At 74.1% G+C, this 14869-nt stretch carries 14 protein-coding genes; 4 read left to right on the top strand and 10 right to left on the bottom strand.

All coding sequences use genetic code 11. From position 1 onward, the window contains the following. The first annotated feature begins 201 nt into the window (after positions 1–201). Positions 202–1089 (top strand): glycosyltransferase, encoded by an 888-nt coding sequence (locus E1289_RS19895; RefSeq protein WP_207929046.1) that lies wholly within the window; start codon positions 202–204, stop codon positions 1087–1089. A 10-nt stretch (positions 1090–1099) separates the two neighbouring features. After that, complete coding sequence (locus tag E1289_RS19890) at positions 1100–1927, top strand: glycosyltransferase (protein ID WP_131982285.1); 828 nt, start codon at positions 1100–1102, stop codon at positions 1925–1927. A gap of 6 nt (positions 1928–1933) precedes the next feature. Here the strand turns inward: E1289_RS19890 and E1289_RS39045 are convergent, their stop codons facing one another. The 3 genes from E1289_RS39045 to E1289_RS19875 form a co-directional block, all read right to left on the bottom strand. Beyond that, a complete protein-coding gene (locus E1289_RS39045; RefSeq protein ID WP_207929045.1) occupies positions 1934–2272 on the bottom strand; it encodes a DUF6343 family protein in 339 nt (112 codons plus the stop codon). Positions 2273–2349: 77 nt separating this feature from the next. Then, positions 2350–3375, bottom strand: a complete 1026-nt coding sequence (gene mgrA / locus E1289_RS19880) for an L-glyceraldehyde 3-phosphate reductase (RefSeq protein WP_131982283.1) — start codon at positions 3373–3375, stop codon at positions 2350–2352. A 67-nt stretch (positions 3376–3442) separates the two neighbouring features. Then, a complete protein-coding gene (locus E1289_RS19875; protein WP_131982281.1) occupies positions 3443–5005 on the bottom strand; it encodes an AMP-binding protein in 1563 nt (520 codons plus the stop codon). A 153-nt stretch (positions 5006–5158) separates the two neighbouring features. On the opposite strand from E1289_RS19875, the gene paaZ reads away from it, so the two are divergent. Continuing rightward, positions 5159–7216, top strand: coding sequence for a phenylacetic acid degradation bifunctional protein PaaZ (gene paaZ, locus E1289_RS19870; protein WP_207929044.1), 2058 nt, complete (start codon positions 5159–5161; stop codon positions 7214–7216). Positions 7217–7288: 72 nt separating this feature from the next. On the opposite strand, the gene E1289_RS19865 is transcribed toward paaZ, so the two are convergent. Both E1289_RS19865 and E1289_RS19860 read right to left on the bottom strand, forming a co-directional pair. Next, positions 7289–8668: an NADP-dependent succinic semialdehyde dehydrogenase gene (locus E1289_RS19865; RefSeq protein ID WP_131982279.1), complete on the bottom strand. Its 1380-nt coding sequence runs from the start codon at positions 8666–8668 to the stop codon at positions 7289–7291. Positions 8669–8770: 102 nt separating this feature from the next. Further along, entirely contained in the window at positions 8771–9589 is an 819-nt protein-coding gene (locus tag E1289_RS19860) for an acyl-CoA thioesterase domain-containing protein (RefSeq protein WP_131982277.1), read from the bottom strand. A 175-nt stretch (positions 9590–9764) separates the two neighbouring features. Between E1289_RS19860 and pgi the strand changes: the two genes are divergently transcribed. Further along, positions 9765–11411, top strand: a complete 1647-nt coding sequence (pgi, locus tag E1289_RS19855) for a glucose-6-phosphate isomerase (RefSeq protein ID WP_207929043.1) — start codon at positions 9765–9767, stop codon at positions 11409–11411. A gap of 69 nt (positions 11412–11480) precedes the next feature. On the opposite strand, the gene E1289_RS19850 is transcribed toward pgi, so the two are convergent. The 5 genes from E1289_RS19850 to E1289_RS19830 all read right to left on the bottom strand — a co-directional run bounded on the left by E1289_RS19850 (position 11481) and on the right by E1289_RS19830 (position 14762). Then, on the bottom strand, positions 11481–11738 hold the full coding sequence (locus E1289_RS19850; protein ID WP_131982273.1) for an EF-hand domain-containing protein: 258 nt from the start codon (positions 11736–11738) through the stop codon (positions 11481–11483). A 93-nt stretch (positions 11739–11831) separates the two neighbouring features. After that, entirely contained in the window at positions 11832–12569 is a 738-nt protein-coding gene (locus E1289_RS19845) for a sugar isomerase domain-containing protein (RefSeq protein ID WP_131982271.1), read from the bottom strand. Then, entirely contained in the window at positions 12562–12999 is a 438-nt protein-coding gene (locus E1289_RS19840) for a PTS sugar transporter subunit IIA (protein ID WP_165970550.1), read from the bottom strand. The genes E1289_RS19845 and E1289_RS19840 overlap by 8 nt, the downstream gene beginning before the upstream one ends. Beyond that, positions 12999–13298, bottom strand: coding sequence for a PTS sugar transporter subunit IIB (locus tag E1289_RS19835; RefSeq protein ID WP_131982269.1), 300 nt, complete (start codon positions 13296–13298; stop codon positions 12999–13001). Before E1289_RS19835 ends, E1289_RS19840 begins: the two co-directional genes overlap by 1 nt. Positions 13299–13325: 27 nt before the next feature. After that, a complete protein-coding gene (locus E1289_RS19830) occupies positions 13326–14762 on the bottom strand; it encodes a PTS ascorbate transporter subunit IIC (RefSeq protein WP_131982267.1) in 1437 nt (478 codons plus the stop codon). Between the last annotated feature and the right edge of the window lie 107 nt (positions 14763–14869).

The following is a 14869-nucleotide window of genomic DNA, read 5'->3' as shown; positions in this document are numbered from 1 at the left end:
ATTCGGTGAGGTGCCGATGACGTCGTCGTAGTCACCGGCTCTTTGGCGGGTGTTGCGAGAGCAAATCCCCTATAGGTGATTTCGGCATTGCCGGTAACGGTGCCGCTAAACACTGGAGTCCGAAAAAGTGCTAGTAGGCGAACTGCCAGGAAGAACATGAGTTGCCGACATGGAGCCGAAAACTGCGGGTACTCGCCGAATATGCGCAGCACCGTCGTAGTGATCACGCGGGACCGCCGGCCTTCGCTGCTCGCCTCCCTCGCGCGCACCCGGAAGGTCGCGGAGCGGCCCCCGGTCATCGTGGTGGACAACGCGTCGCGGGACGGCACCCCCGACGCCGTCGCGGCGGAATTCCCGGAGATCCGGCTGATCCGTTCCCCGCGCAACCTCGGCGCCGTCGCCCGCAATCTCGCGGTCGACCACGTCCGCACCCCGTACGTGGCGTTCTGGGACGACGACACCTGGTGGGAGCCGGACGCCCCGTCCCGCGCCGCGGACCTGCTCGACGCCCACCCGCGGCTCGCGGTGGTCACCGGGCGGATCCTGGTCGAGCCCGGCGGCGGCGAGGACCCGATCGTGCCGGAGCTGCGGCACTCGCCGGTCCCGGGGCCGCCGTGGCTCCCCGGCCCCGCGCTCGGCTCGTTCCTCGCCGGGGCGTCCATGGTGAGGGCCGAGGCGTTCCGCGAGGCGGGCGGGTTCTCCGCGCGGCTGTGGCTGGGCGGCGAGGAGGAGCTGCTCAGCGCCGACCTGATGGCGCTCGGCTGGCAGCTGTGCTTCGCCGAGGACGTCGTCGTGCACCACGAGCCGTCCCGGCTGCGCGAGCCGCACCTGCGGCGCCGCCACGGCATCCGCAACACGCTGTGGTTCACCTGGCTGCGCCGCCCGCTGCCCGCCGCCGCGCGGCGCACGGCCGGGCTGCTGCGCACCCTGCCGCGCGACCGCGTCACGGCCGCCGCGCTCGCCGAGGCCGCCGCGGGGCTGGCCTGGGTGGCGCGGGAGCGCCGGACGCTGCCACCGGACGTCGAAGACCGGCTCCGGTGCCTGGAGGCGTCCCAGCGGGAGTCCAAGGCCCGCCGCTACGTGAGCTAGGGAGCCGCCCGTGCCCGATGTGACCGTCCTCGTCGCGACCCGCGACCGCGCCCCGGAGCTGCGCCGCAGCCTCGCGCGGCACGCCGCCCCGGTGATCGTGGCCGACAACGCCTCCTCCGACGGCACGGCCGCCGTCGCCGCGGAGGCCGGCGCCACGGTGCTGCGGCTGCCGCGCAACCTGGGCGCCGCGGCCCGCACCGTCGCCGCCCGGCACGCCTCGACCCGCTACGTCGCGTTCGCCGACGACGACTCCTGGTGGGCCCCCGGCGCCCTGGACCGCGCCGTGCGGATCCTCGACGCCCACCCGCGGACGGCGCTGCTCGCCGCCCGCGTGCTCGTCGGCGCGGACGAGCGGCCCGAGCCGGTCTCGGCGGAGATGGCCCGCGCGCCGCTCGGCCGGCCGGACGGGCTGCCCGGCCCGGCGATCCTCGGGTTCCTCGCCTGCTCGGTCGTCGTCCGGCGGGAGGCGTTCCTCGGCGTCGGCGGCTTCTCGGAGGTCCTGCACTTCGGCGGGGAGGAGGAGCTCCTCGCCCTCGACCTGGCCGCGGCCGGATGGGGGCTCGCCTACGTGCCCGAGCTCGTCGTCCACCACCACCCGTCCGCGGTGGGCCGCGACCCGGCCGGCCGCCGCCGCAGGGAGGCGCGCAACCGGGTGCTGACCGCGTGGCTGCGCCGCCCGCTGCCGGCGGTCGCCCGCGCCGCCGCGGCCGCGCTGGGCACCCGCGACGGCCGCGCGGGCCTCGCGGACGCCGCCCGCGCGCTGCCCGCGGTGGCCCGCGCGCGCCGCCCCGTCCCGCCCGCGGTGGAGGCGGCGCGCGCCCGCCTCACGGACTACTGACGCGCGTCACATGCGGGCCCGCCGGGCGATCACGACCAGGTCGACGGCGGCGATGACGGCGACCACCGCGCAGATGGCCGCCGCGGCCCAGGCCCCGTCGCCGTCCGCGGTCACCGTGAAGACGATCGCGGCGCCCACCGCCAGGACCAGCGCGACGGCCGACAGGACCGCCCGCAGCCGCAGCGGGCTACGGGCGGTCAGCGGCTCGCCGCCGCTCGGCTGCCCGTGCCGGTAGCGGCCCCGCGAGCCGGGGCCGCGCCACTCCGGGTCACGCCACTCGGGAGCCGCTCCGCCGTTCCGGCCGGGGCCGTTCTGATCCGGGTCGTTCCGGTCGGGTGGGGACACGGGTCACCTCGCGAACGTCATCTCGTCCATGCGGTGCTCGTGCCCCGTCCTGCCCGGTCGATGCACGGGTGCGGCGGTCAGCCCGCGCTGGAGGCCGCCCAGATGTTGACGCCCGCCTCGACGGCGTCCCGGTCGATCGCGGCCAGCTCGTCCGCGGTGAAGTCCAGCCGGTTCAGCGCCGCGAGGTTCTCCTCCAGCTGGCCGACGCTGCTCGCGCCGATCAGCGAGGAGGTGACCCGGCCGTCGCGCAGCGACCAGGCCAGGGCTAGCTGCGCGAGGGTCTGGCCGCGCCCCTCGGCGATCTCGTGCAGCCGCCGGACGTGCCGGACGTTCTCCTCGGTCAGCAGGCTCGACGAGAACGACGTGCCCTTGCTCGCCCGCGACCCCTCGGGAATGCCGCCGAGGTACTTGCCGGTCAGCATCCCCTGCGCCAGCGGCGAGAACGCGATGCAGCCCACGCCCTCCCGGTCCAGCGTGTCCAGCAGCCCGCCCTCGATCCACCTGTTGAGCATCGAGTACGACGGCTGGTGGATCAGCAGCGGCGTCCCCATCTCGCGCAGGATCGCCGCGGCCTCCGCGGTCCGCTCGGCCGAGTACGAGGAGATCCCCGCGTAGAGCGCCTTCCCGGACCGGACGGCCGTGTCCAGCGCCCCCATCGTCTCCTCCAGCGGCGTCTCCGGGTCGAAGCGGTGGCTGTAGAAGATGTCGACGTAGTCCAGGCCCATCCGGCTCAGCGACTGGTCGAGGCTGGCCAGCAGGTACTTGCGCGACCCCCATTCACCGTAGGGACCCGGCCACATGTCGTAGCCGGCCTTCGTGGAGATGATCAGCTCGTCCCGGTACGACCGCAGGTCCTCCCGCAGGATCCGGCCGAAGTTGAGCTCCGCGGAGCCGTACGGGGGCCCGTAGTTGTTCGCCAGGTCGAAGTGCGTGACACCGAGGTCGAACGCGCGCCGGAGGATCGCCCGCTGCACCTCCAGCGGCCGGTCGTCGCCGAAGTTGTGCCACAGGCCCAGCGAGATCGCCGGGAGCCGCAGCCCGCTGCGCCCGCACCGCCGGTAGGGAATCCGCTCGTACCGCTCACTGTCCGCCGCATAGGTCATGGCCCGGAGTATCCCAGCGGCGGCGCGGCACCGCATGCCCGGTCCGGGCGGGTGCGGCGGGGCGGCGTCAGCCCAGGGCGCGCTTGACGACCTTGCCCGCCGGGTTGCGGGGCAGCCGGTCGAGGAAGACCACGTCGCGGGGGACCTTGTGCCGGGCGAGGTTGGCGGCGACGTGTCCCTTGACCTCGTCCTCCGTCAGGGCGGCGCCGGCGGCGCGGACCACGTGCGCGCGCAGGCGGTGCCCGAACTCGGCGTCGGGCACGCCGGTGACGGCGGCCTCCGCGATGCCGGGGTGGGCGGCGAGGAGGTCCTCGACCTCGCCCGGGTGGACGTTCTCGCCGCCCGACACGATCATGTCGTCGGCGCGGCCGTCGACGTGCAGCCGGCCGTCCCCGTCGAGGTGCCCGAGGTCGCCGACCGCCATAAGCCCGCCGACCTCCTCCTTGCCGCCCCCGCCGGTGTAGCCGCCGAACCGGGCCGGGGTGTCGACGAAGACGCGGCCGGTCGCGCCGGGCGCCGCGGGGCGGTCGTCGTCGCCGAGGATCGCCACGGTGGTCCCCGCGGGCGGGCGGCCGACGCAGCCGGGCGCGGCGGCCAGGTCGTCCGGCGTGGCGATCGTGATGCAGGACGCCTCGGTGGAGCCGTAGAAGTTGTAGAGGACCGGCCCGAACGCCGCCAGGACGCGGTTCGCGAGATCGGGGTCGAGCCGCGCGCCGCCCGTCATGACCACCCTGAGGCGGGACAGGTCGCGCGTGTCCGCGCCGGGGACGGCCAGGAGCCGGCTCAGCATGACCGGGACGGCGACGAGCGACGCGCAGCCGTGCGTCTCCAGGTCGTCGAGAACGCCGGCCGCGTCGAACCGGCGGCGCAGTACCAGTGTCGACCCGAGCCCCAGCGCGAGCACGGCGGAGGTCAGCCCGAGGCCGTGGAAGAGCGGCGGCCCGACGAACATGGGCTCCCCGCCGCGGAACGGCACCTTCGACAGGATGCCGCCGGGCAGCGCCATCGACCGGGACTGCGCCCGCGGCGCGCCCTTCGGCCGCCCGGACGTGCCGCTGGTGAGGATCACCATGGAGCCGTGCCGGGGCGGGGCGGGCGGCGGCGCGCCGTCCGCCCCGCCGATGAGGTCGTCCAGGTCGGCCTCGGTGAAGCGGGGCATGCCGAGGCCGGCCACGACGGGGGCGAACTCCTCGTCGTGGATGACGGCGGTGACGCCCTCGCGGGCGGCGGCGTCGCGGAGCTGGGGCGCGGCGAAGTCGGTGTTGAGGAACAGGACGGACGCGCCCGTCTTCGCCGCCCCCGACATCGCCTCCAGGAGGCCGCGGTGGTTGCGGCACAGGATCCCCACGGTGTCGCCCGCGCCGATGCCGCGCGCCAGCAGGGCGTTGGCGAGGGCGTTGCAGCGCCGGTCCAGCTCGCCGAACGTGAGGCTCCCGCGGTCGTCGACCAGGCCGGTGCGGGCCGGGAAGCGGTGCGCGGGCAGTGCCGTCGCCGCGCCGAGCGGCCCGTACCGCCGCAGCGCCCGCGCCGTCGCGGCGAGGGCCCGCGGAGGCAGCGGGCCGATCATCCCGGCGCGGGCGGCGGCGCGCAGCCCGTTGAGCTCGGCGGAGATACGGGTGCGCGTGACCATGACCGGCAGCGTACGCAGGAACGGGACAGATCCACAAGATCTGTCTCTTTGCTGCGCAAGTGCCGGGGTGCGAGTACACAAAAGCACCGGGTCCCGGCTGTCATGTCTGCGAGGCGTGAACGAAGCTCGTAGGTGGCAGGAAGACTCAGAGCAATGGACGAGGAGGTCCAAGTGGTCGTGCTGCGCAGTTACGTGTCGGGTTCATGGCGTGCTCCGGACGGCGAGGGGGTGCCGCTGCGCGACGCCGTCACCGGAGACGAGGTCGCCCGGATCTCGTCGGCGGGCGTCGACATGGGCGGTGCGCTGGAGTACGGCCGGAGGGTCGGCGGCCCGGTGCTGCGGGAGCTGACGTTCCACCAGCGGGCGGCCCTGCTGAAGGCGCTGGCGTCCCACCTGCGGGAGCATCGCGAGGAGCTGTACGCCCTGTCGGCGCGGACGGGCGCGACTCTGGGCGATTCGAAGTTCGACGTCGACGGCGGCATCGGCGTCCTGTTCGCCTATTCGAGCAAGGGCAAGCGCGAACTGCCGAACGACACGGTGCTGATCGAAGGGGACGTCGAGCCGCTCGGGAAGGGCGGGACGTTCGTCGGGCAGCACCTGTGCACCCCGTCGCACGGCGTCGCGGTGCAGATCAACGCGTTCAACTTCCCGGTGTGGGGGCCGCTGGAGAAGCTCGCGCCCGCGTTCCTCGCCGGCGTGCCGAGCCTGATCAAGCCCGCGAGCCAGACCGCGTACCTGACGGCCCGGCTCGTCGAGCTGATCGTCGAGTCCGGCATCCTGCCGGAGGGCACCGTGCAGCTGGTCTGCGGTGACCCGGGCGACCTGCTCGACCACCTCACCGAGCAGGACATCGTCGGGTTCACCGGGTCGGCGTCCACCGCCCGGCTGCTGCGCACCCACCCCGCGATCGTGGGCAACGCGGTCCGGTTCAACGCCGAGGCGGACTCGCTGAACTGCTCGATCCTCGGGCCGGACGCCACGCCCGGCACGGTCGAGTTCGACCTGTACGTCAAGCAGCTCGTCGCGGAGATGACCGTCAAGGCGGGGCAGAAGTGCACCGCGATCCGCCGCGCGCTGGTCCCCGCCGCGCTCGCCGACGACGTCGCCGACGCCGTCCGCGACCGGCTGGCGAAGGTGACGGTCGGGAACCCGGCCGACCCGGAGGTGCGGATGGGCGCGCTCGCCGGCCTGGACCAGCGGGAGGAGGTGCGGCGCTCGCTGAAGGCGCTGCTGGACGCCGGACGCCTCGTCTTCGGCGACCCCGGCCGGGTGGACGTGCGCGGCGCCGACGCCGAGCGGGGCGCGTTCATGTCGCCGATCCTGCTGCGCGCCGACGACCCCGCCCGCGCGGAGCCGCACGAGGTCGAGGCGTTCGGGCCGGTCAGCACGCTGCTGCCCTACGACGGCGCCGACCACGCCGTCGAGCTGGCGGTGCGGGGCCGCGGCAGCCTCGCCGGGTCGGTCGTGACCGCCGACGCGGAGTTCGCCCGGCACGTGGTGCTCGGCACCGCGCCGTGGCACGGGCGGCTGCTGGTGCTGAACTCCGCGGACGCCAAGGAGTCGACGGGGCACGGGTCGCCGCTGCCCGCGCTCGTCCACGGCGGCCCGGGACGCGCCGGGGGCGGCGAGGAGATGGGCGGGATCCGCGGGGTGGTGCACCACATGCGGCGCACCGCCGTGCAGGCCGGGCCCGCCATGCTGACCTCGATCACCGGGCGGTGGGTCCCCGGCACCGACCGGACGGTCACCGGCGAGCACCCGTTCCGCAAGCACCTGGAGGACCTGCGCGTCGGCGACACCGCCGTCGGCGGCCCCCGGGCCGTGACCCTCGACGACGTGGAGCACTTCGCGGAGTTCACCGGCGACGTCTTCTACGCCCACATGGACGAGGAGGCGGCGAAGGCCAACCCGTTCTTCGGCGGACGGGTCGCGCACGGCTACCTCGTCGTGTCGTTCGCCGCTGGCCTGTTCGTCGACCCCGCCCCCGGTCCCGTCCTGGCGAACTACGGGCTGGAGAACCTGCGGTTCCTCACCCCGGTCAAGCCCGGGGACGAGCTGACCGTCACGCTCACCGCCAAGCAGATCTCCCCGCGCGAGGGAGCCGGCTACGGCGAGGTCCGCTGGGACACCGACGTCACCAACCAGGAGGGCGCCTCGGTCGCCAAGTACGACGTGCTGACGCTGGTCGCCAAGCGCCCCAAGCAGGACTGACGGAGCGGACCGGCGGGCCGCGCGGACGGACCGGCCCGGCCGGAAGCTCCCGGCCGGGCCAGGCGAGACGGGTCAGCCGACCCACACCGTCTTGGCGTTGCAGAAGGCGCGCATGCCCTCGGCCGACAGCTCGCGGCCGTAGCCGGAGCGCTTCACGCCCCCGAACGGCAGCTCCGGGTACGAGGTCGTCTTCCCGTTGATGAAGACCTGCCCGGCGTCCAGCTCGCGGACGAACCGCTCCCGTTCGGCGTCGTCGCGCGTCCAGGCGTTCGAGCCGAGCCCGAAGCCCGTCGCGTTCGCCACCTCGACGGCCTCGGAGACCCCGCCGACCCGGAAGAGGGAGGCGACCGGCCCGAAGACCTCCTCGTGGTACATGCGCATCTCGGGCGTCACGCCCGAGACGACCGTCGGCGGGTAGAACCAGCCGGGGCCGTCGAGGCGTTCGCCGCCGCACAGCACCGCGGCGCCCTTGCCCACCGCGTCGGCGACGAGTTCCTCGACCCCGGCGCGCCCCTCCTCGCTGACGAGGGGGCCGACGTCGGTGGCCTCGTCCATCGGGTCGCCCACCTTCATCGCGCGCATGTTCTCGACGAACAGCCGCTCGAACTCGCCGGCGCAGTCGGCGTCGACGATGAACCGCTTGGCCGAGATGCAGCTCTGCCCGTTGTTGAGGCACCGGGACTCCGCCGCCGTCCGCGCGGCGGCCTCGATGTCGGCCGACGGCATCACCACGAACGGGTCGCTGCCGCCGAGCTCCAGGACGGTCGGCTTCACCTCGTCCCCGGCGATCGCGGCGACGGACCGTCCCGCGGGCTCGCTCCCGGTGAGCGTCGCGGCCTTCACCCGCGGGTCGCGCAGCACCCGCTCCACCTTGGCCGAGCCGATGAGCAGCGTCTGGAACGCCCCCTCGGGGAACCCGGCGCGGCGGAAGAGGTCCTCCAGGAACAGGGCCGTCTGCGGGACGTTCGAGGCGTGCTTGAGGAGCCCGGTGTTGCCCGCCATCAGGGCCGGCGCCGCGAACCTGATCACCTGCCAGAGCGGGAAGTTCCACGGCATGACCGCCAGCACCGGGCCGAGCGGCTCGTAGCGCACGTAGGCGTCGCGTGCGCCCACGTCCCCGGCGTCGGCCGGACGCCTGCCGGTGAGGAACTCCTCCGCACGGCCGGCGTAGAAGCGGCATGCCTTGGCGCACTTCTGCGCCTCGGCGACGGCGGCCTTCAGCGTCTTGCCCATCTCCGTGGTCAGCATCGCGCCGATCCGGTCCGCCTCGCCGTCGAGGATGCCGGCCGCGGCGCGCATCCACTCCGCCCGCTGCCCGAGGCCCGTCGTCCGGAGGGAGGCGAACGTGTCCGCCGCCCGCGCGATGCGCCGGTCGACCTCCTCGTCGGCCAGCGCGTCGAAGGTCTTCTCGACCTCTCCCGTGGCGGGGTTGGTCGTGGCGATCGTCGTCATGTCGGGATACTCCCTGGATGTCCGCTGTTCTCAGCGGGGGTGCCCGAGGGGCCGTCCCGGAAACGCGCGTCTCCCGCAGGCCGGGCTACGCGGCGGGCCGGGTCAGCTCCGTCCGGGGTCCGCCGCGGGACGCAGCAGCGCCTCCTGGGCGATCGAGGCCACCAGCGTCCCGTCCGCGGTGTGGAGGGTGCCGCGTGCGAGGCCGCGGGCGCCGTGGTTCGTGACCGGGCCGACCGAGTAGAGCAGCCACCGGTCGGCGCGCGGCGGCCGGTGGAACCACACCGCGTGGTCGAGCGAGACCGCCGTGACCAGGTCCCGCGGCGAGCCCGGCCCGCGGGCGCTGCTGACCACCCCCATGTCCGACAGGTAGGCGATCAGGCAGGCGTGCAGCGCCGGATCGTCGCCCACCGGCCCGGCGGCCCGGATCCAGAACGGGTGCGCGACCGGCCACTCGCCCTCCGGGGGCGGGTTCACGACGCGGACGTCGAACCCCGGCGGGTGGCGGAAGAAGGAGGGCAGCGCGAGCGGCTCCAGCCCCTCGGGGCCCGGCGTCGCGGCCGGGGCGCCGTCCTGCCAGTCGAACCCGTCCTCCGGGTCGTGGAACGAGGCGATGAGCTCCAGGATCGGCTTCCCGCCCTGGCTCGCCGTGACGTGCCGGGTCGAGAACGACCGGCCGTCGCGGGTGCGGGACACGTCGAACGTCAGCGGCTCGTCCGGCATCCCCGGGCGGATGAAGTAGGCGTGCAGGGAGTGCGGCGGGCGCCCGCCCGCCGTCAGGCACGCGGCGCGCAGGCTCTGCCCGGCGACCTGGCCGCCGAACAGCCGCGGACGCCCCACCGGCGGCGAGGTGGCGAGGAAGGCGTCCCCGCCGAGCGGCGTCAGCTCGAACATCCGCGTGAGCTCCATGGAAACCTCGCCCATCCGGGAACCTCCTGCGCCTCGCACCGGGGGCGACCCTACCGGCGGCTCCGGTCGCCTGCGCGGCGGGGACGGGCCCTGATACGGTCACGCGCGGTCGATTTATGATCGCCGGTGGGGCGGCGCGGCACCCGGGGGACATCGGTCCCGCCCGGCCCCTGAGGAGATGAGAGAGGCAATGTCAGATATCACCGAGTCGCCCGAGTGGTCCGCGCTGGCGGCGCATCAGGCGGAGCTCGCCGGGCGGCACCTGCGCGAGCTTTTCACGGACGATCCGGGGCGCGTCGGCCGCATGACCGTCACCGCGGGGGACCTCCTCCTGGACTACTCCAAGCACCGCGTCACCGGCGAGACGATGCGGCTGCTGACGGCGCTCGCCGAGCGGGCCGGGCTGCGCGGCCGCATCGAGGCGATGTTCACCGGCGAGCGCATCAACGTCAGCGAGGACCGCGCCGTCCTGCACACCGCGCTCCGGGTCCCGCCCGGCGAGTCCCTGACCGTGGACGGGCAGGACGTCGCCGGCGACGTCCACGCCGTCCTGGACAAGATGGCCGACTTCTCCCGGCGCGTCCGTTCGGGGGAGTGGACGGGCTTCACTGGCAAGCGCATCACCACCGTCGTCAACATCGGGATCGGCGGTTCCGACCTCGGCCCCGCCATGGCCTACGAGGCCCTCAGCGACTACGCGGACGCCGGCGTCTCCTGCCGGTTCGTCTCCAACATCGACCCCGCCGACATCGCCGGGAAGCTCGCCGGACTCGACCCCGAGCAGACGCTGTTCGTCGTCAGCTCCAAGACGTTCGGCACGCTGGAGACCCTCACCAACGCCAGGGCGGCGCGGCGGTGGCTCGTCGAGCGGCTCGGTGACGACGCCGCCGTCGCGCGGCACTTCGTCGCGGTGTCGACGAACGCCGAGCGCGTCGCCGAGTTCGGCATCGACCCCGCCAACATGTTCGTCTTCTGGGACTGGGTCGGCGGACGCTACTCCCTCGACGGCGCCATCGGCCTCTCCCTGATGATCGCGATCGGCGGTGCGGCGTTCCGCGAGCTGCTCGCCGGGTTCCGCGAGATCGACGAGCACTTCCGCGCCGCGCCGTTCGAGGAGAACATGCCGGTCGTGATGGGGCTGCTCGGCGTCTGGTACACCGACTTCTTCGGCGCGCAGACCCGGGCCGTCCTGCCCTACGCCCAGCGCCTGGCGCGCTTCCCCGCCTACCTCCAGCAGCTCACGATGGAGTCCAACGGCAAGTCGGTGCGGGCCGACGGCGCGCCCGTCGTCGCGCAGACCGGCGAGATCTTCTGGGGCGAGCCCGGCACCAACGGCCAGCACGCCTTCTACCAGCTCCTGCACCAGGGGACCCGGCTCGTGCCCGCCGACTTCATCGGCTTCGCCGAGCCGTTCGAGGAGCCGCCGGCGGAGGGGACGGCGGGCATGCACGACCTGCTGACCGCGAACCTGCTCGCGCAGACCTCGGCGCTCGCGTTCGGCAAGACCGCCGAGGAGATCGCCGCCGAGGGGACGCCCGCGGAGCTCGTCCCGCACAAGGTCATGCCGGGCAACCGCCCGACCAGCACGATCCTGGCGCCGAAGCTCACCCCGAAGACGCTCGGCTCCCTGGTCGCGCTGTACGAGCACGTCGTGTTCGTCGAGGGGACGATCTGGGGCATCGACTCCTTCGACCAGTGGGGCGTCGAGCTCGGCAAGGTCATGGCCATGGACCTCGTGCCCGCGCTCACCTCCGCCGAGCCGCCGGGCGGGACACCGGACGCGTCCACCGCGGCCCTCGTCCGCCGGTACCGCGAACTGCGCGGCCGCAGGGTCTGACCCCGGGCCACCGGACGACGGACGGGCCCGCCGGAACGGCCGGCGGGCCCGTCACTGCTCTGCCGTGGGTCAGGCGCGTGCGCCGGGCAGCGGGCCCTCGGCCCAGCCCTGGGACTCCAGGATGGCGCGGAACTCCCCGTAGGAGATGAACCCGTCGAGGTTGCTGTCCGCCTTCTCGAACCTGTCCTGCGTCTCGGCGCGCGTCCACGCGAGCCCGAGCTCGTCGAGGACGAGGGTGAACTCCATCAGGTCGAGCTTCTCGTCGCCGCCGAGGTCCGCGCGCTGGAACACGGCAAGAAGGTCGTCCCCGGCCGGTCTCGTCGTCATCTCGCTCCTCGTTCCCGTCCGATGTGGCCACGCATCATGTCATAAGGAGCGAGCCGGTCAATATGTGAAACGCCGCGGGACGGGGGCCCGCCGCTACCCGCCGGTGAGTTCGGGGACGCGGTGGCGGTAGCGCTCCAGCAGCGCCGCGTTCACCTCGTCGCCGCCGGGGACGTTCGCGCTGGTCCAGCGGGGGAGCTCCACGCCGCGCTCCACCGCGAGGTCGTCGAGGGCGGCGAGGACGCGCGCCCACGCGTACGCGGCGAGGACCGTGGACACCGCCGCCGTGCGCGGCGCCTCCGGAGGGTGCAGCACGTCGCCGGGCGGGACGCGGGTGTCCAGCACGATCCGGGCGTGGTCGGCGAGCGTCGTGTCCGCCCGCGCCGCGGCGCCCCGCGACGCCCGCGCCGACGTCACCGCGATCACCGGCACGTCCCGCGCGGCGCACTCCGCGGCGATCTCGACGGGATAGGGGTTGCGGCCGCTGGTGGAGAACACGACCGCCGCGTCGGGCGGGGCGGGGGCGGCGCCGGCGACCACGGCGCGGCCGACCCCGCCCCGCCGCTCGGCGCGGGTGCTGCGCACGGCGTCGTCGAGCGGGAGGACACCGGGATCCCAGATCGGGCGGACCGCGGCGAGCCCGCCCGCCCGGTAGAACGTCTCGCACACCAGCGCCAGGGAGTGCCCGGCGCCCGCGACGTGCACGATTCCGTCGGCCTCGATCGATTCCAGCAGCAGGGCGGCGGCGGCCCCGATCGCCTCGCCGGAGGCGGCGTCGAGGTCGTCCAGGAGTTCCCGCACCCGGTGGGGGAGCCGCCGGGTCTCGTCAGGCATCGGGCAGGGCCTCCTTCAAGGTCCGGACCAGTTCGTCCTCACCGGGTTCGGCGCGGAGCCGGTCGGCCAGCCCGCCCGACAGCGCACGCGCCAGCGCCGACAGCGTCCCGACGTGCGCGTCGGGGTCGGGTGTGCAGAACGCGAGCAGCAGGTCCACCGGGTCGTTGTCGGGATGACCGAACCCGACGGGCGCCGCCAGGCGGGTCACGCCGACTCCCACCGCCAGCCCGCCGTCCTCCGGGCGGGCGTGGACGAGCGCGAGCCCCTTCGTCAGCACGATGTAGGGGCCGTTCTCCTCGACCACCCGGACGCACGCGTCCGGGTAGTCCGCACCGGCGGCGCCCGCGTCGACCAGCGCGGAGGCCGCCGCGCGGACGGCCTCCCGCCAGTCCGCGGCCCGCGCCGCGCCCTGCGCCGTCACGACCGCCACTACAGCCAGCCCTCCTCGGTCAGCCGCTCCCTCAGCCGCGCTTCGAGGCCGTCCTTGTCCATGAAGTCGCTGACGGTGATCACGACGGGCGCGAGGCCGGCGATCTCGGCGGTGTGCATGCCCTGGCCGATCACCACGTCGGGCGTCATCCCGCGCGCCGTGGAGACGTCGGTGTTCTCCACCCGGGCGTCCACGCCGAGCGAGCGCAGCGCGTCCTCGGCGGTCATCTTCAGCATCAGGCTGGAGCCCATGCCGACGCCGCAGACGGCGAGGACCTCCAGTCGCCGGTCCAGTGCCATGTCGTTCCCTCTCTCCGTTGACGGGGGTCAGGTGGTGGCCGGGGCCTTGTCGTCGCCCTCCGGCGACGGGTCCTCCTCGGCCGCCCTGCGCTTGTCGGCCCGGCCGAGGAGCAGCAGCGTCACGACCGTGGCGGCGAGCGCGACGGCGGGCACGAGCCAGACCGAGCGGTCGCCGACGATCGGGTCGGCCGCCTCCAGCAGCCACGCGATCGCGTACCAGTCGGGGTCGGCGAGGGTGGCCAGCTCGGGCGCGGTCCGCTCGTACAGGCCCCACGTGACGGCCTGCCCGACCGCGAGGATCAGGCCGGTGATGACGCCGCCGAGCACGGCGCCGCGCCAGCCGGACACCACGTTGCCGAACAGCCCGGCCGCGCCGCCCACGAAGAACAGCATGATCATGGGCGGGGCCAGCGTGAACCACCCCGCGCCCGCGAACACGCCGAGGCAGACGAGGAACACCGCGGTGGAGGCCACGAACCCGACCATGACGGCGGTCGGCGCGACGGGGAAGACGGTCGGCGCGTCCAGCGCGGGGCGGGTGCCGGGGATGACCCGGTCGCTGAACCCCTTGAACGCGGGGACGATCTCGGCGAGGAACATCCGCACGCCGAACAGCAGGATCGCGATGCCGCCGGCGAACCGGAGGCCGACCAGCAGCGCCCACACCCACGGGGACAGCTTCTCGTCCATCTCCGCCGCGGCCTCCGCCACGACGCCGCCGTCGGCGAACGCGACCGCCGCCAGCATGATCACGCAGATGATCAGTGCGGTGCTGACGTTGACGTCCTTGAAGAACGACAGCTGGCGCGGCAGCTTCAGCTTCTCGGTGTCGTGCTTCTCGCGGCTGCCGAGCGGACGGGCGGCGTAGCCGGTGATCAGGCAGGCGAGCGAGCTCGTGTGCGCGAAGCCGAAGCGGTCGTCCGGCATGACGCGGCGCATCAGCGGGCGCATCCACAGCGGCTGGAGGGTCCAGTACGCGGCGACGAACCCGGCCCCGCACAGCACGAGCGTGAGCTGGTCGGCGCCCGGCGCGATCGTCACCAGCGACGCGACCGCGACCGTGCTGATCCAGAACATCAGGTGGCCGGTCAGGTACAGGTACCGGGCCGCCGGGAAGATCCGCACGATCAGCACGTGCGCGAGGAACGCCACCGTGATGACCAGCGCGATCGTCCCGCCCTGGTCGGCGAGGAAGTCGGCGAGGGTGTTGTCGGCCTTCGGCGGCTCCGTCCCCATCGCGCTGGCGAGGACGGTCTGGAAGCTCGTCAGCCCGCCCGCGAACACCTCCACGCCGATGAACAGGATGACCACGCCGATCGTGGCGCGCAGCGCGCCCGCGAAGACGTCCTCGAACCGCTTGCGCTGCAGGATCAGCCCGATGAGGGTGATGAGCCCGATCAGGATGGGGACCTGGCCGAACACGTTGTCGGCCAGGAAGGTGAGGATGTCCTTGATGACGTCCATGGTGAAGTCGCCTCACTTCTCCGGGGGTGGGTGGCGCCACGTCGCCCCTTCGGCGCGGATCGTGTGCCCTGGCGGCGGCAGGGGGCGGCTCGTGGGGTGGTCGGTGG

Source organism: Actinomadura sp. 6K520, assembly GCF_004349245.1.
Taxonomy (GTDB): domain Bacteria; phylum Actinomycetota; class Actinomycetes; order Streptosporangiales; family Streptosporangiaceae; genus Spirillospora.
This window is presented reverse-complemented; position numbering and strand designations above follow the sequence as displayed.